Here is a 17,292-nt window from a genome sequence, read left to right as displayed (position 1 = left end):
GTTTCCATGTCGATTAATTCCATTGAAGAATTAAACGCGCTGGTTGCGCGCGTCAAAAAAGCTCAGCGTCAGTACGCGGGGTTCACGCAACAACAAGTTGACAAAATATTCCGCGCTGCCGCTTTAGCCGCCGCTGATGCCCGCATTCCGCTGGCGAAAATGGCGGTCGCCGAGTCCGGCATGGGCATCGTGGAAGATAAAGTGATTAAAAACCACTTCGCGTCTGAATATATCTACAACGCCTATAAAGACGAAAAAACCTGCGGGGTTCTTGGCGAAGACGAAGCCTTCGGCACCATGACCATCGCCGAACCTATTGGGCTGATCTGCGGGATCGTCCCGACCACCAACCCAACTTCTACCGCCATTTTTAAATCGCTGATTAGCCTGAAAACCCGTAACGGCATCGTCTTCTCGCCGCATCCGCGGGCGAAAAACGCCACCAACCGCGCGGCGGAAATTGTGCTGCGCGCCGCAGTCGAGGCCGGTGCGCCGCCGGACATTATTGGCTGGATTGATGAACCGACCGTGGATCTGTCTAACCGCCTGATGCACCACCCGGATATCAATCTGATCCTCGCCACCGGCGGACCGGGTATGGTGAAGGCCGCCTACAGCTCGGGTAAACCGGCAATTGGCGTCGGTGCAGGTAACACCCCGGTGGTCATTGATGAAACCGCTGATGTAAAACGCGCGGTGGCCTCCATCCTGATGTCCAAAACCTTCGATAACGGCGTGATCTGCGCCTCCGAACAGTCAGTGGTGGTGGTCGATACCGTCTATAACGCGGTGCGTGAGCGTTTCGCCAGCCATGGCGGCTACCTGTTACAGGGAAAAGAGCTGAAAGCGGTTCAGGGCATCCTGCTGAAAAACGGCGCGCTAAACGCAGCGATTGTCGGGCAGTCGGCGATTAAAATTGCCGAAATGGCCGGGATCAGCGTGCCTGCCGATACCAAAATTCTGATTGGTGAAGTGAAAGCTATCGACGACAGCGAGCCTTTTGCTCATGAAAAGCTCTCCCCGACGCTGGCCATGTACCGGGCAAAAGATTTCGCCGACGCCGTAGAAAAAGCGGTGAAGCTGGTCGATATGGGCGGCATTGGCCACACCTCCTGCCTCTATACCGATCAGGATAACCAGGCCGCGCGGGTGATGACCTTTGGCGAAAAAATGAAAACCGCACGCATCCTGATTAACACCCCGACCTCCCACGGCGGCATTGGCGATCTCTATAACTTTAGTCTCGCGCCTTCCCTGACGCTGGGCTGCGGCTCCTGGGGCGGTAACTCCATCTCGGAAAACGTCGGGCCGAAGCACCTGATCAACAAGAAAACCGTGGCAAAGCGAGCTGAAAATATGCTGTGGCATAAACTTCCGAAATCCATCTATTTCCGCCGCGGCTCTCTGCCCATCGCGCTGGATGAAGTGATCACCGATGGCCATAAGCGCGCGCTGATCGTCACCGACCGCTTCCTGTTCAACAACGGCTACGCGGATCAGATCACCTCGGTGCTGAAAGCGGCGGGCGTCGAAACCGAAGTCTTCTTTGAAGTGGAAGCCGACCCGACGCTAACCATCGTGCGCAAAGGCGCAGAGCTGGCTAACGCCTTCAAGCCCGACGTCATCATCGCCCTGGGCGGCGGCTCGCCGATGGATGCGGCGAAAATCATGTGGGTGATGTACGAGCATCCGGAAACCCACTTTGAAGAGCTGGCGCTGCGCTTTATGGATATCCGCAAGCGTATCTACACCTTCCCGAAAATGGGCGTCAAAGCCCGGATGGTGGCGATCACCACCACTTCCGGCACCGGCTCCGAAGTCACGCCGTTTGCGGTGGTGACCGACGATGCCACCGGGCAGAAATATCCACTGGCGGACTACGCCCTTACCCCGGATATGGCGATTGTCGATGCTAACCTGGTGATGGATATGCCGAAGTCCCTGTGCGCCTTCGGCGGCCTGGATGCGGTGACCCACGCTATCGAAGCCTACGTTTCCGTGCTGGCCTCCGAGTTCTCCGATGGCCAGGCGCTACAGGCGCTGAAGCTGCTGAAAGCGTACCTGCCAGCCTCTTACCATGAAGGCTCGAAAAACCCGGTGGCCCGCGAGCGCGTCCATAATGCGGCAACCATCGCCGGGATCGCCTTTGCCAACGCCTTCCTCGGGGTGTGCCACTCCATGGCGCACAAGCTGGGCTCGCAGTTCCACATTCCGCACGGTCTGGCGAATGCGCTGATGATCTGCAACGTCATTCGCTATAACGCCAACGATAACCCGACCAAGCAAACGGCTTTCAGCCAGTACGACCGTCCACAGGCCCGCCGTCGGTACGCAGAGATTGCCGATCATTTAGGCCTGAGCGCGCCGGGAGACCGCACCGCGGCGAAAATCGAGAAGCTGCTGGCGTGGCTGGAGAGCATCAAAGCCGAGCTGGGCATTCCGAAATCCATCCGCGAGGCGGGCGTGCAGGAAGCCGATTTCCTCGCCCACGTCGATAAGCTGTCCGAAGACGCCTTCGATGACCAGTGCACCGGCGCTAACCCACGCTATCCGCTCGTGGCTGAGCTGCGTGAGATACTACTAGTCAGCTATTACGGGGATATTTATCGCGAAGCGTAATTGCCGCTCCTCGTCTATAGAACGGGGAGCAGTGGTTTGTTAGTCAGAGTATTCTTTTCGGGAGATTTTATGCGGTTCGTCACAAAATCTGCTAGACTGCGCCACTTCATGGCATTGTGGTTTTTGCCATCTCTTTCGCAATAATCTCCCTGAAGACTACGCCTGTGACGGGCCGGGGCGGTTCGGAGTTGTTATGTCTTTTGATTCCCTTGGCCTGAATCCTGAAATCTTGCGCGCGGTCGCTGAACAGGGCTATGTTGAGCCAACCCCTATCCAACAGAAGGCTATTCCTGCGGTATTACAGGGTCGCGATCTGATGGCCAGCGCCCAGACCGGCACCGGTAAAACGGCAGGTTTTACGTTGCCGCTGCTTCAGCATCTGATCCAACAAGAACCGCATGCTAAAGGTCGTCGCCCGGTGCGCGCTTTGATCCTGACTCCAACGCGCGAGCTGGCAGCACAGATTGGCGAGAACGTACGGGATTACAGCAAGTATCTGAATATTCGTTCGCTGGTCGTCTTCGGCGGGGTAAGCATTAACCCGCAGATGATGAAGCTGCGCAGCGGCGTCGATATTCTGGTGGCCACGCCGGGACGTCTGCTGGATCTTGAACATCAGAATGCCGTCAGCCTGGATAAGGTTGAAGTGCTGGTACTGGATGAAGCCGACCGTATGCTGGATATGGGCTTTATTCACGATATTCGCCGCGTGCTGGCGAAACTGCCTGCGAAACGCCAGAACCTGCTGTTCTCTGCAACCTTCTCCGACGACATTAAATCGTTGGCGGAAAAACTGCTGCATAACCCGCTGGAAATTGAAGTTGCCCGCCGTAACACCGCCTCTGAGCAGGTGAGCCAGTTAGTGCATTTCGTTGATAAAAAACGCAAGCGCGAGCTGCTGTCGCAGATGATCGGCGAAGGTAACTGGCAGCAAGTGCTGGTCTTTACCCGCACCAAGCACGGCGCAAACCATCTGGCAGAGCAGCTTAATAAAGATGGTATTCGCAGCGCCGCAATCCACGGTAACAAAAGCCAGGGCGCGCGTACTCGCGCATTGGCTGACTTTAAATCCGGTGGCATCCGCGTGCTGGTGGCAACCGACATCGCCGCTCGCGGTCTGGATATTGAAGAGTTGCCGCACGTAGTGAACTACGAACTGCCAAACGTACCGGAAGATTATGTGCACCGCATCGGTCGTACCGGTCGCGCGGCTGCAACTGGCGAAGCGCTGTCGCTGGTCTGCGTTGACGAGCATAAGCTGTTGCATGATATCGAACGCTTGCTGAAAAAAGAGATCCCACGTATCGCCATCGCGGGCTATGAACCGGATCCTTCCATCAAAGCCGAGCCGATTCAGAACGGTCGCCAGCAGCAGCGTGGCGGTGGCCGCGGTGGTCAAAGCCAGAGTCGTGGTGGCCAAAGCCAGGGCCGCAGCGGCCAGAGCCAGGGGCGTAGCCAGCAATCTGCTCCGCGCCGCAACGATGGTGAAGCGCCGAAAGCACGTACTGCAGACGGTAAACCTCCACGGCGTCGTCGCCCGCGCAAACCGGCGTCGGCTGAATAATGTTGTTCTGGCTGCGGCATGTTAATCTGCCGCAGTCAGCCTTTGTACTGCTTCTGATCCTGCAATTTTAAAATTCACTCATCAATAACCATCAGATTAAAATTTATCTTTTACCGTGCTTCACTTTCGGTAGTGAACCATTCTTGCGATTTTTGCAATAGCTGACAAAATTGTAGCCAGCAACCACAAGGAGTATCACAGAAACCACTAACATGAAAAAAGCAACCATAAACATCCTCAATAATTAACAGGCCCTGTAGACTCTGAAAGTTAGTATACGGATTAGTGGTTAAGATATAATATCTTATGAATGTAGATTATCTTAAATATAAGATTAATCAAAAAGTTAGATTATTTTCATTGTCTCTTTTTATACTCTTTTCGGAATGTATTTAGAACGTTTGATTAATTCTTTATCATTTTTTCACATTCGGGCTTCTGATGTGGAAGACCAATATCTGATGTTTACAGTATGAATTAGAAAAAAACGCTAAGTGCAGACTGAAAATAGCGTCGTTACTAATTATTCATAAAATGGATACGGATAAGCCATCGTAAACGACTCACTGCACTGGCGAAAAGAGCGTTATTGGTTTTTATCCTGTTCTGCGAGTCGGCTTCCTGTTTACCGAAAAAGGGATACCTCCGCCCTGTCAAAAATGGCACAATAGTGGCTGTTTATACAGTATTCAGGTTCTCTCATGGCTTTGACCGCAGCGCTAAAAGCGCAAATCGCCGCCTGGTATAAGGCGCTCCAGGAACAGATTCCGGACTTTATTCCCCGTCCCCCGCAGCGGCAGATGATCGCCGATGTCGCGAAGACGCTTGCCGGGGAAGAGGGGCGACATCTGGCGATTGAGGCTCCCACTGGCGTCGGCAAAACCTTGTCATACCTGATCCCCGGCATCGCGATTGCCCGTGAAGAGCAAAAAACGCTCGTAGTCAGCACCGCCAACGTAGCGCTGCAGGACCAGATCTACAGCAAAGACCTGCCGCTGCTGCGTAAAATTATTCCCGACCTGCGATTTACCGCTGCCTTTGGTCGTGGGCGCTACGTTTGTACGCGTAACCTGGCCGCTCTCGCCAGTACGGACCCGACACAGCAGGATCTGCTCGCCTTCCTTGATGACGACCTCACACCGAATAACCAGGCAGAACAGAAGCTGTGCGCGACGCTTAAAACGGATCTTGATAGTTATAAATGGGATGGCCTGCGCGATCACACCGATAAAAACATAGATGATTCGCTGTGGAGCCGTCTGAGCACCGATAAAGCCAGCTGCCTGAATCGCAATTGCCACTATTATCGCGAATGTCCATTTTTCGTCGCCCGGCGAGAAATTCAGGAAGCCGAAGTGGTGGTGGCAAACCATGCGCTGGTCATGGCGGCAATGGAGAGCGAGGCGGTACTGCCGGATCCGAAGAATTTACTGCTGGTGCTTGATGAAGGCCACCACCTGCCGGATGTCGCCCGCGATGCGCTGGAAATGAGCGCTGAAATCACCGCTCCGTGGTATCGCCTGCAGTTGGATTTGTTCACTAAACTGGTCGCCACCTGCATGGAACAGTTCCGGCCTAAAACCACACCGCCATTGGCGAATCCTGAGCGCCTGAACGCGCACTGCGAGGAGCTGTTTGAGCTTATCTCCTCGCTAAATAATATTCTTAACCTGTATATGCCTGCGGGTCAGGAAGCGGAACACCGCTTTCCGATGGGCGAGCTGCCGCAGGAAGTTATGGAGATCTGCCAGCGGCTGGCGAAGCTGACGGAAACGTTGCGCGGGCTGGCGGAGCTGTTCCTCAACGATCTTGGCGAAAAAACAGGCAGTCATGATGTGGTGCGTCTACACCGGGTTCTGCTGCAGATGAACCGCGCGCTGGGGATGTTTGAGAGTCAGAGCAAACTGTGGCGTCTGGCATCGTTGGCGCAGTCTTCAGGCGCGCCGGTGACCAAATGGGCCACCCGCGACCTGCGTGACGGTCAGATGCATATCTGGTTCCACTGTGTGGGGATCCGCGTCAGCGATCAGCTGGAAAGGCTGCTCTGGCGCAGCGTCCCGCATATTGTTGTCACTTCGGCGACGCTACGTTCGCTGAATAGCTTTTCTCGCCTGCAAGAGATGAGCGGGCTGAAAGAGAAGGCGGGAGACCGCTTTGTGGCGCTGGATTCGCCGTTTAACCACGTCGAACAGGGTAAAATTGTCATCCCGCAGATGCACTACGAACCGCTTATTGACCACGAAGAACAGCATATCGCCGAGATGGCGGCTTACTTTCGCGAGCAGGTTGAGAGTAAAAAGCATCTTGGCATGCTGGTGCTGTTTGCCAGCGGAAGAGCGATGCAGCGTTTTCTTGAGCACGTGACCGATTTGCGCTTGCTGCTTCTGGTGCAGGGTGATAAGCCGCGCTATCGGCTGGTGGAACTGCACCGTAAGCGCGTTGAAGGTGGGGAACGAAGCGTACTGGTCGGGCTGCAATCCTTTGCCGAAGGGCTCGATTTAAAAGGCGAGCTGCTGAGCCAGGTTCACATCCACAAAATTGCCTTCCCGCCGATAGACAGCCCGGTGGTGATTACCGAAGGCGAGTGGCTCAAAAGCCTCAATCGCTATCCGTTCGAAGTTCAAAGTCTGCCGAGTGCTTCCTTCAACCTGATTCAGCAGGTGGGTCGCCTGATCCGTAGCCATAGCTGCTGGGGGGAAGTGGTGATTTACGATAAGCGACTGTTGACCAAAAACTACGGCCAACGCTTATTGAATGCATTACCCGTATTTCCGATAGAGCAGCCTGCCGTCCCTGAGGTTATAGTAAAAACTAAAGCAAAACCGACGCGTCGCAAACGGCGTTAATGGTGCAATGTCGACGATGTGAGAAGCTCAAAGGAGCCTTCGATGGACTACAGCAAGATCATTAAAGAAGTTGGGCGGGGGAAAAACCACGCCCGTGACCTGGATGTCGAAACGGCCCGCGCGCTCTATTCGCGGATGCTTAGCGGCGAAGTACCCGAGCTCGAGCTGGGCGGCATCCTTATAGCCCTGCGCATCAAGGGTGAAGGAGAAGCGGAGATGAAGGGCTTCTACGAGGCGATGCAGCAGCAGACGTTACGCCTGACGCCGCCGCCAGGCAAACCTATGCCGATTGTCATCCCCAGCTATAACGGCGCGCGCAAACAGGCAAACCTGACCCCGCTGATCGCCATCCTGCTGCACAAACTCGGTTTCCCGGTGGTGGTGCACGGCGTGAGTCATGATCCAACCCGCGTGCTCACAGAAACGATTTTCGAACTGATGGGGATTCCTGCCACGCGACACGCGGGTCAGGCCCAGGCGCGATTGGACAGCCATCAGCCGGTTTACATTCCGATAGGTGCGCTTTGTCCAGCGCTGGAGAAACAGTTAGCGATACGCTGGCGTATGGGCGTGCGCAACAGTGCGCACACGCTGGCCAAGCTGGCGACGCCGTTCGCGGAAGATGCGGCGCTGCGTCTGTCGAGCGTCTCTCATCCGGAATATGTCACCCGAGTGGCGAAATTCTTTACTGAAATCGGCGGACGGGCATTGCTGATGCACGGTACTGAAGGCGAAGTCTATGCTAACCCACAACGCTGCCCGCAGATTAGCCTGATTGATGCTGCTGGAACGCGTGTACTGAACGAGCGTCAGGATATAGGTATAGCGCAGGCTGTTGCGCTACCAGAGTCAAAAGACCCGGAGATTACCGCGCGCTGGATTGAACGCTGTGTGACAGGGAGCGAACCGCTACCCCTGTCGCTGAGAATCCAGCTGGCCTGCTGCCTGGTGGCTGCCGGGGAAGCAGCCACTCTGGAACAGGGACTGGCAAAAGTGGCTGAGCACTGGTAATCATCGCCGCCATTGTGGGCGGCTCTGTTTACTCAGTGATTTCCAGCGACGTGAAATCGAACTTACTGCCATCAAAGAGCCCCTGGCTGGTTAGCTTGAGCGCTGGGATAACCGGTAGTGATAAAAACGCCATCTGGATAAAAGGTTCGTCGGGAAGAGTGCCGCAGAGTTTACCTGCAGCTTTGAGAGAACCTATTTGCTGCGCCAGCGTTTGTGCCGTTTCGGTGCTCATTAACCCGGCGACAGGTAGCGGCAAATGAGCCGCTACCTGGTTATGATGCACGACGCACAATCCGCCGCCGGTGGAGATAACCTGATTTACCGCTGTGGCCATTTCTTGCGCGCTACGTCCAATAACAACGATGTTATGGCTGTCATGGCTGACGGTTGCCGCCAGCGCCCCTTCGCGCAAACCAAAGCCGCTTAGTAGACCGCAGGCGGGCGGGGTTTGCTTGCCATAACGTTCCAGGACGCTGATAAAGCAGATATCTTCTCGATCAAATCCTTCCCCGGTATACAGGCTCTCTCCATTGCCGGTGATCAGCTCGTTAGGAATGGCCTCAATCACGCGATAGCGCCTGCCGGGAGTGAAATCGAAGGAAAAGTCGGTGGCTGATACCGGCTGGCGTGCAACCGTGTTGCCTAAGGGGGGATGCGTTTTTGCTAACGTTGCAGACTCGGCGCGCAGTAATGCGTGTTCATCGACAGGCATTCCCTTAATAAACACTTGCTGTACCTCAACTTGCTGAGGATTGCTAAGCAGGACGATATCCGCTTGTTTTCCCGGTGCCAGCAGTCCGAGATGTTTCAGGCCGAAATGGCGTGCGGCTGACCAGCTGGCAATACGGTAAGCGACATGCAGCGGCACATTATGTTGGTTAATAAGGCGGCGGATAAGCGCGTCGATATGGCCTTCATGGGCAATTTCCCAGGGATTACGATCGTCGGTACAAAGCATACATTGTGGGCTGTTCATTTCATTGATTAACGGCGCGAGCGAATCGAGATTTCGCGCAGCGGACCCTTCGCGGATCATTAACCCCATTCCAGCCCGTAGCTTTTCACGGCCCTCTTGTTGAGAATAGCTTTCATGGCAGTTTTCGACGCCAGCAGCAACATATGCATTAAGCGCTTTACCGCTCAGTCCCGGGCAATGACCGTCTATCGTCAGAGTACGGAACGCGTCTATTTTATCCGCAATTTCGCGCTCTCCGGCGATAACGCCGGGATAGTCCATTACCTCCGCGAGCCCGGTGACCAGGGGATGGTCGTGCCAGCGGAGCATTTGTTCAAGGGTAAAATCGGCACCGTTTAAATCGCAACCTTTCAGGGCAGGGACGCAGGAGCTAACCTGAATATACTGATTTTGTTGTGCCAGTTCGGCGCAGCGAATAAACCAGGCGAAGCCGGATTCCCCCATCACATTGACGATTTCATGGGGATCGCAAACGATGGTTGTCAGGCCGCGCGGCAGAGTTGCCGTTTCAAAAGCAACGGGGGTCATCATGCTCGATTCAATATGCAAATGGGCATCAACAAAGCCAGGTACTGCTGTTGCTCCGCGGGCATCGACACGCTGGTGAGCCGGAGCATCGGCATACTCTGGGCCAATACCGGCAATATGCTGGTTTTTTATCACTATGGGGCCTGCGAAACTCCCGCCATTAATTAAATCAAGTACAGTGACATTATCAATAATATAATCTGCAGCACCCTCTCCACGTGATACGGCGAGTAATTCTTGTCTGTTTTGACGACTAATCTGGTGATATTTAAAGTTAATTCTATTTATCATTTTATTTTCTCATTTTGATTTATCAAATTGATTCTTTAATTATCATTTTATCATCTGTGGTGGTTTTTTATTTTATCGATAAATAGATTTTTACGATGTGATAGCTATCACTGAATTATGAGTTAGGTATGATTTAAAAAGAGTAAAGTCAGTGGATGTATCATGAAGTTATTCTTCATCAGCGGATGAAAAACATGAAAAATGAACACAGCGAAAACACTCATCAGAGTACTAGCAGTCTTTCCCGTTTTTTTAAACTACAGCAGCATAATACCTGTGTGCGCACCGAGGCGATCGCTGGGCTCACTACGTTTTTAACGATGGTTTATATCGTTTTTGTTAATCCACAAATTCTAGCTGCGGCGCATATGGATGCGAAGGTCGTTTTTGTCACCACCTGTTTGATTGCCGGTATTGGTAGCATTGCCATGGGACTTATTGCAAATCTTCCTGTTGCGCTGGCACCCGCAATGGGGCTAAACGCCTTTTTCGCCTTTGTGGTTGTCGGGGCGATGGGGATGAGCTGGCAGACCGCGATGGGCGCAATATTCTGGGGCGCTGTGGGGTTGTTTTTATTAACGCTTTTTCGCATTCGTTACTGGATGATTGCAAACATCCCAATAAGTTTGCGCATAGGTATCACCAGTGGAATAGGGTTGTTTATTGCAATGATGGGGCTGAAAAATTCAGGAGTCATTGTTGCAAATAAAGATACGTTAGTTGCCATTGGCGACTTGAGTTCGCATAGCGTGTTATTAGGGATTGTTGGTTTTTTTATTATTGCCGTTCTCTCTTCACGAAATTTCCATGCTGCAGTGCTGGTTTCAATTGTCGTCACATCATGTTGTGGTTTATTTTTTGGCGATGTTCATTTTAATGGTGTTTATTCCACACCGTCTGGTATCAGCGGTGTGATCGGCGAAGTGGATATACGAGGTGCCTTATCGCTGGATCTGGCCGGTATTATATTCTCATTCATGCTGATTAATCTATTTGATTCTTCAGGGACGCTAATCGGCGTGACGGATAAAGCGGGTTTAATTGGCAAAGATGGTAAGTTCCCTAATATGCATAAGGCGCTGTATGTTGACAGTTTGAGCTCAGTGGCCGGTGCTTTTATTGGTACTTCATCGGTGACCGCTTATATCGAAAGTACGGCTGGTGTGTCGGTAGGAGGCAGGACCGGTCTTACAGCGGTGGTTGTCGGCGTTTTGTTTTTGCTGGTGATGTTTTTTTCGCCGCTGGCTGAAATAGTGCCGGGATATGCAACGGCTGGAGCCTTAATTTTCGTTGGCGTGTTGATGACATCCAGCCTCGCCCGTATTGACTGGGATGATTTTACCGAGTCAGTTCCGGCTTTTATTACGGCGGTAATGATGCCTTTCACGTTCTCTATCACCGAGGGGATTGCGCTTGGTTTTCTGGCTTACTGCATTATGAAGATCTTCTGTGGCAGATGGCGTGAGCTGAATCTGTGCGTCATTGCGGTTGCAATGCTGTTTGCGTTGAAAATTATTCTTGTTGATTAAAAAAAAGCCCGTCCAGTGGGATGGACGGGCAAGGCAAGGGTATTAAAGGGTCTTACAGGGTTGAAACAGTGGCATTACAGGGTCTTACTTGCTACAGGAATTTGTGGCGATTATTTATAGATAACCGCGGTACCGCTAATTTTGTTCGCGGTGTTAGCAGAGGTGATGCTGTAGCCGGTTGCGCCAGCTGCTTCGGCTTTCTCTGCCAGTTTAGCTTCCAGACCATCCAGCGTCGTTGCGCCTTCAGCGGAAACCACACCGATTTTGTTCATGCTTTCTGCCTGGGCCGATGTTACCGGCTGAGCGGCGAAAGCACCAAAGGACAGAGCGGAAAGGGCGATGGCGGCGGCAGCATATTTGATAGTTTTCATAATTAATCTCTCGCAGGTTGTCTTGTACAGGTGACGATGTTTCGTCGATGTGAGAAGTATCACGGTTTTGAGCGAGAGATAAAATCGAAGGAAATTAACAATCTCAATCTAATTTTTTGAACGATTATTAATTTATTGAATATTAATAAATTATTTTAGCCCGCGAAGAGAAAACGGGTTGAAGCGAAGTTCAGGGGGCGGTAAGGGCACATTTTGCCACTCAGTTTGCCAAAAAACGTGCGCGAAAAGATAACGCGATCTGCGGTAATGAACGGTAAATGACGGTCAGCGAAGCTGGCTATCTTTAGAACCACGGCGATTATATCCTGAAAATGTATTGTTATGTAAATCTTTATCTTGTTGGCACTTTACGCAGTATCTCACCCCCGCAACCGCTTGCCGACGCGCTTCCGGAATCGGCTCTCCGCACTCTTCACAAAATTTGTTGCTTTCACCCGATGAAAGCTCATTTCGCGCCCGCGCGATGGCATCATTAATGGTGCTGTCGATTTGCTCCTGCACGGCGTCGTCATTTGCCCAGCCTGATGCCATGGTTCACCTCGTTATCTCGTTGACTGTCAGTATAGAGAATATGGGGATAAAAAATGACCAGACAAGGCTTAGATCTCTGACCATTCGCGCAGCAGGTTATGGTACAGATTAAGCAGAGAGAGCACTTCGTCGCTTTCACCGTGGCGGCTTTTTAACTTCTGAATATTGCCATCCAGATCAAACAGCATGGCGCGGTGCTTATCGTCGCGGATCATGGATTGAACCCATAAGAATGAGGCCACGCGGGTACCCACTGTAACGGGAGTGACGCAGTGCAGGCTACTTGAAGGATAGAGTACCAGGTCGCCAGCCGGGAGCTTAACCGAGTGCTGGCCGTAGGTGTCGTTAACCACCAGCTCGCCGCCCTCGTAGCTTTCCGGGGCGGATAAAAAGAGGGTGGCGGAGAGATCGGTACGCATCCAGCCGCCCTGGGCCTGACTGCGCACCGCACCATCAACGTGAAATCCATAAGTTTCACTCTGCTGATAGCGGTTAAACAGCGGGCTGGAAAGGGTTTTTGGCAGCGCGGCGGCAAAAAACAGCGAACTGCGATTCAGCGCTGCGACGACCGTTGCCTGAAGTTCGCCATACAAGCTACTGCGGGTGTCTACCTGCTGGTTATTTTTGACCTGAGCGCCCTGATCGCCAGTAGTTACGCGGCCGTCAACCCAATCGGCTTGTTGGAGCTTGGTGGTGAAATAGTCCACTTCCTGTGGGCTAAGGACGGCGGGGATATGGTACATCATGATTTTGTCTCCTGAAGAAACGGGGCGTTGCCGCCCCATCGTGGATCAGAAATGCATATTGGCGGTTAACAAGAAGGTCCGTGGTTCCCCCGGATGATAGCGGTAGCCGCTCTTATTAATAGAGGCGACATAGTCGGTATCAAACAGGTTATAGACGTTCAGCTGCAGGTCGAGATTACGGTTAACACGATAACCCACCTTGGCATCCGCTACCCAGTAGCCTTCGGTATAGGACGGCGTACCGACCGCGCCGTCGCTGCCGCGATGCATACTGCCGACGTAGCGTGCGCCAGCGCCAACGGAGATAGCCTCAGTGGCCTGATATTGGCTCCAGACGGTAAAGGCGTGCTCTGGCGTATACGGTAGCGCGCTGGTGCCATCCTGGGCGGTATTCGCGCCTTCGCTAATGCTGGCGCGCTGTTGGGTATAACCGCCGATAACCTGCCAGTCAGGAGTAATATTACCGGCCAGAGAGATCTCATAGCCTTCCACGCGTTTCTTACCGTACTGTGAATAAGTGCCGTCGTCGTTCTGTTCGACTTCGTTTTCAATATCAGTACGGAAGAGGGCGGCGGTCAGCAGCAGGCGCTTGTCCATGAGCTCCCACTTGGTTCCGACTTCGCTGGTTTTTGCTTTCTGCGGTTTAAAGTCGGTACGGTTGGCGCTGTTGCCGGTACCACTTTGTGCGAGGGTGAAGTTGCTGCCTCCCGGCGGCTGCTGAGAAACGGCGTAGTTGACGTAGATATTGCCGTTATCGGTCAGATGATACAGCGCACCGGCTTTCCAGTTCACCAGGTTACCGCTGGTGGAGGTATCGACGGTGGTGACCGGTGTATTTTTCTCTACGCCCGTCGGGCAGGCGATAGCACCGCGTCCGGTACCGCCGCACAGGCTCGCGCTATCGTATTTGGTCTGGTAATTATCCAGACGGATCCCGCCGTTAAGTTCGAAGTCCTGAGTAATTTGCAGGGTGTCGAAGGTATAAACGCCGAAGGTATCCGTTTGCCCGTTGGCGTTGGCGCCGCTGCGGTCCAGGCCGCCGATGGAGATATCGCTGTTCGGGTGATAAATGTTCACCGCCGGCGGCGTTAGCGGATAAACCCCGTAGTTGGTCTGCGTTTCGCGGGTGAATTCCACACCGGTGCTGACGTCATGGCCGATGGAACCGGTGTAGAACTTCGAGGTCAGGTTAGTCTGGTTAGTGAGGATCTTGTTGCTGGTGTCTTTGGTGTTTGCCAGACGTGACCAGGTCCAGGTGCCAACATCATCAGGGTTAGGCTGGATGATGTTCGTCGCCCCACCCATCACCGCGGTCATCAGATAATCCTGTTTCACGCGAGACCAGCGGGTCGTGTTCCGAATGGTCGTGGTGTCGCTCAGATCGTGTTCGAAGCGCATCGTCACGGTATCGGTGGTGGAATCATCGTAGTCGGAATTGGTGCCGTAGAAGTTGCTGGTGGCGACTTTACCGGAGTGATTCAGCGCCGAGGTGCTGGCGTTGGGGGCGGAATACCCTGGCAGACCGATAGTTGGAATGCCGCCATCTGGCGTATTGTGCTGGGTCACGTGCAGATAGTTCAGGTACAAGCGGGTCTCAGTGCCAAGACCGAACGCCGCCGATGGCGCCACGCCGTAACGCTCGTTTTTCACCTTGTCGCGGCCTGCATCGTGAGTTTTTTCACCCATCAGATTCAGGCGCACCGCGCTGGTTTCGCCAATGGTCTCGTTGATATCCAGCGTGCCGCGACGGAACCAGGCGCTACCTACGCTTGCGGAAGCATCGATACCGGAGTCCAGACGCGGCTGTTTGCTGATCATATTGATTGAACCGGTCGGCGCGCTGCGACCGTAGTCGGAACCAGACGGCCCCTTGATGACCTCAACCTGTTCAGTGTTGAAGGTATCGCGGCTGACGCTGCCGATATCGCGAATACCGTCGACGTAAATACTGTTGGAGGTATCCGCTCCGCGCATGTAGATGGCGTCGCCGGTGGTGGAGTTGCCATTTTCACCAGCAAAGAACGCGCCCACGCCGGGAACGTTCTTCAGCGCATCGGTGAGGTTGGTGACGCCCTGATCCTTCATCACCTGCTCAGAGACAACGGTGACCGTTCGCGTGGTATCGGCGATCGGACGAGAAAACTTAGGATCGGCGGAGTGGGTCGGCGCATACAGCGATGGAGTTTGCGCTTCGACCACCAGCGTTTCGCCAGCATTCTTTTCAGTGCTGTCCGCTGCAAGCACCTGACCGGTCGGAGAGAGACTCAGGCATAAACCGGTGAAGATTGTCAGTGAGTTGAAACTGCTGAACGGCAAATTGTTATTTTTTTCCATATCAATAAGTGACTTATAGTTTTAATTAGGCCATAACGACCGTAGACGAAGCGATGCTTCGCCCCGACCACTGCAGGTGATTTTTAACAAAAGCAATGCTTTTGATAATGATTGTGATAATCATTATCAAACAACGGCCGAATTTTTATCACTCATTTATAAAAAAATAAATACATTTATTTACATTGACTGCATTTTTTCTACATAAAGAAGGGGCGCTATGGGCGAGGATAAAAGCGGAACGAGCCCAACCTGGATGTGGGCCCTATATTGCAGATCGCGTAGTTCAGGATAAAGGAGTTAGCGTGCGTCCGGACGAACAAGATCAAAGCGCAAGCTTTCATCGATGCCGTAATAAGCGCTGGGGCCTCCGGCGCGCAAAATCGGCTGGGCTTTAGCGGTCTGGTAAATCCCTTCCTCCAGCAGCGACTCGTCGATATGCACCGCCACCACTTCGCCCAGCACCAGCCAGCTTTCAACCGCCATGCCGTCGGCGGTGGTCAACTGGATGCACTGCGAGAGGCGACATTCGAAGTTCACCGGGCTTTCGGCAACCCGTGGGGCGCTGACAATACGGCTGGCAGCGGGCGTGAGCCCGGCGCGTGAAAACTCATCCTCATTACGCGGTATACTGGCGGACGTTTCGTTCATCGCTACCGCCAGAGGACGAGTGGCCAGGTTCCAGACGAACTCTTTAGTCTCGACGATATTCTGCACGCTATCTTTCCAGCCGCTGCTGGCAAAACCGATAATTGGTGGCCGATAGTTAAAGCAGTTAAAAAAACTGTAGGGTGCGAGATTGCGCTGCCCGCTGCTATCCAGCGAGGCGATCCAGCCGATGGGCCGAGGCCCGATAATGGCATTCAGCGGGTCGTGCGGCAGACCGTGTCCGTGCGAAGGTTGATAGAAGTACATACGACACCCATGACGAAAGAGTAGATATCCAGACTCACTTATTTACCGCGCCGCCGTCAACGGGTATCTTACGCGGCTGTTCAAAGGAGATTGCCATGAAAGCCCAGAAACCGGGGTTACACCCGCGTAACCGCCACCACCAACGCTACGATTTGCCCGCATTGTGCCAGGCCCACCCTGAGCTTCAGGCCTTTATCACCCTCAATCCGGTGGGTGAGCAGACCATCGACTTTGCCAACCCGCTGGCGGTGAAGGCGCTGAATAAAGCGCTGCTGGCGCACTTTTACGCGGTGAAACACTGGGATATCCCTGAGGGTTTTCTCTGCCCGCCGGTGCCGGGAAGAGCTGATTACATTCATCACCTCGCCGATTTGCTGGCGCTGGACACCGGGACTATTCCCTCACAGGCCAGCATTCTTGATATTGGCGTCGGCGCAAACTGCATCTATCCACTAATTGGCGTACACGAATACGGTTGGCGTTTTACCGGCAGTGAAACGCATGCTGAGGCTTTCGCCAGCGCGCAGGCTATCGTCAACGGTAATCCTGGATTGACTCGCCAGATTCGCCTGCGTCGCCAAAAAGATACCAAAGCGATTTTGACCGGTATTATTCATAAAAACGAAACTTACGACGCGACCCTGTGCAACCCGCCGTTCCATGATTCCGCCGCCAGCGCGCGGGAAGGCGGGGAGCGCAAACGTCGCAATCTGGGACTGGGCGAAGATAGCGTAACCAACTTTGGCGGCCAGCAGCAGGAGCTGTGGTGCGAGGGAGGCGAGGTAGCCTTTATCACCCAGATGATTCAGGAGAGCCAGCAGTTTGGCCGTCAGGTGAAGTGGTTTACCTCACTGGTTTCCCGAGGTGACAATTTGCCGCTGCTGTATCGCGCGCTGACCGACGTCGGCGCGGTAAAAGTGGTAAAAAAAGAGATGGCCCAGGGCAACAAGCAAAGCCGCTTTATCGCCTGGACCTTTATGGACGAAGCCAAACGCCGCCGTCCGTTTTAA

Annotated in this window: 13 protein-coding genes; 6 read left to right on the top strand and 7 right to left on the bottom strand. The window is 53.5% G+C overall.

The genetic code is table 11. From position 1 onward, the window contains the following. Window positions 1-6: 6 nt before the first annotated feature. Window positions 7-2,619, top strand: coding sequence for a bifunctional acetaldehyde-CoA/alcohol dehydrogenase (adhE, locus tag ACMYSL_RS19580; protein WP_434659625.1), 2,613 nt, complete (start codon window positions 7-9; stop codon window positions 2,617-2,619). Window positions 2,620-2,812: 193 nt separating this feature from the next. Beyond that, window positions 2,813-4,183, top strand: coding sequence for an ATP-dependent RNA helicase RhlE (gene rhlE / locus ACMYSL_RS19575; protein WP_304257202.1), 1,371 nt, complete (start codon window positions 2,813-2,815; stop codon window positions 4,181-4,183). A 103-nt stretch (window positions 4,184-4,286) separates the two neighbouring features. On the opposite strand, the gene ACMYSL_RS19570 is transcribed toward rhlE, so the two are convergent. Next, window positions 4,287-4,397 carry a small membrane protein gene (locus ACMYSL_RS19570; RefSeq protein ID WP_434664163.1) on the bottom strand — a complete coding sequence of 37 codons (111 nt, stop codon included), beginning with the start codon at window positions 4,395-4,397 and terminating at the stop codon, window positions 4,287-4,289. 487 nt (window positions 4,398-4,884) lie between these two features. Here ACMYSL_RS19570 and dinG point away from each other — a divergent pair, with 487 nt between their 5' ends. Together dinG and ybiB are read left to right on the top strand one after the other, a co-directional pair. Next, on the top strand, window positions 4,885-7,029 hold the full coding sequence (gene dinG / locus ACMYSL_RS19565) for an ATP-dependent DNA helicase DinG (RefSeq protein WP_434659623.1): 2,145 nt from the start codon (window positions 4,885-4,887) through the stop codon (window positions 7,027-7,029). A 42-nt stretch (window positions 7,030-7,071) separates the two neighbouring features. After that, window positions 7,072-8,040 carry a DNA-binding protein YbiB gene (gene ybiB, locus ACMYSL_RS19560; protein WP_434659621.1) on the top strand — a complete coding sequence of 323 codons (969 nt, stop codon included), beginning with the start codon at window positions 7,072-7,074 and terminating at the stop codon, window positions 8,038-8,040. A gap of 28 nt (window positions 8,041-8,068) precedes the next feature. Here ybiB and adeD read toward each other — a convergent pair whose 3' ends face one another. Next, window positions 8,069-9,835, bottom strand: coding sequence for an adenine deaminase (gene adeD, locus ACMYSL_RS19555; RefSeq protein WP_434659619.1), 1,767 nt, complete (start codon window positions 9,833-9,835; stop codon window positions 8,069-8,071). A gap of 194 nt (window positions 9,836-10,029) precedes the next feature. Between adeD and ACMYSL_RS19550 the strand changes: the two genes are divergently transcribed. Then, the gene (locus ACMYSL_RS19550; RefSeq protein WP_434659617.1) at window positions 10,030-11,364 is read left to right on the top strand and encodes an NCS2 family permease; all 1,335 of its coding nucleotides are present in this window, start codon (window positions 10,030-10,032) and stop codon (window positions 11,362-11,364) included. A gap of 110 nt (window positions 11,365-11,474) precedes the next feature. Here the strand turns inward: ACMYSL_RS19550 and ybiJ are convergent, their stop codons facing one another. From ybiJ to ACMYSL_RS19525, 5 genes are all read right to left on the bottom strand, one after another. After that, window positions 11,475-11,735 carry a DUF1471 family protein YbiJ gene (gene ybiJ, locus ACMYSL_RS19545; protein ID WP_112214723.1) on the bottom strand — a complete coding sequence of 87 codons (261 nt, stop codon included), beginning with the start codon at window positions 11,733-11,735 and terminating at the stop codon, window positions 11,475-11,477. 285 nt (window positions 11,736-12,020) lie between these two features. Beyond that, complete coding sequence (locus tag ACMYSL_RS19540) at window positions 12,021-12,287, bottom strand: DksA/TraR family C4-type zinc finger protein (RefSeq protein ID WP_112214722.1); 267 nt, start codon at window positions 12,285-12,287, stop codon at window positions 12,021-12,023. 68 nt (window positions 12,288-12,355) lie between these two features. Next, complete coding sequence (gene ybiX / locus ACMYSL_RS19535) at window positions 12,356-13,033, bottom strand: PKHD-type hydroxylase YbiX (RefSeq protein WP_434659614.1); 678 nt, start codon at window positions 13,031-13,033, stop codon at window positions 12,356-12,358. 45 nt (window positions 13,034-13,078) lie between these two features. Beyond that, the gene (locus ACMYSL_RS19530; RefSeq protein ID WP_434659612.1) at window positions 13,079-15,367 is read right to left on the bottom strand and encodes a catecholate siderophore receptor Fiu; all 2,289 of its coding nucleotides are present in this window, start codon (window positions 15,365-15,367) and stop codon (window positions 13,079-13,081) included. Window positions 15,368-15,667: 300 nt separating this feature from the next. Then, window positions 15,668-16,282, bottom strand: coding sequence for a flavin reductase family protein (locus ACMYSL_RS19525; protein WP_182237384.1), 615 nt, complete (start codon window positions 16,280-16,282; stop codon window positions 15,668-15,670). 95 nt (window positions 16,283-16,377) lie between these two features. On the opposite strand from ACMYSL_RS19525, the gene rlmF reads away from it, so the two are divergent. Continuing rightward, entirely contained in the window at window positions 16,378-17,292 is a 915-nt protein-coding gene (rlmF, locus tag ACMYSL_RS19520) for a 23S rRNA (adenine(1618)-N(6))-methyltransferase RlmF (RefSeq protein WP_182237386.1), read from the top strand.

Source organism: Klebsiella sp. MISC125, assembly GCF_051131775.1.
In the GTDB taxonomy this organism is placed as follows: Bacteria; Pseudomonadota; Gammaproteobacteria; order Enterobacterales; family Enterobacteriaceae; genus Klebsiella.
This window is presented reverse-complemented; position numbering and strand designations above follow the sequence as displayed.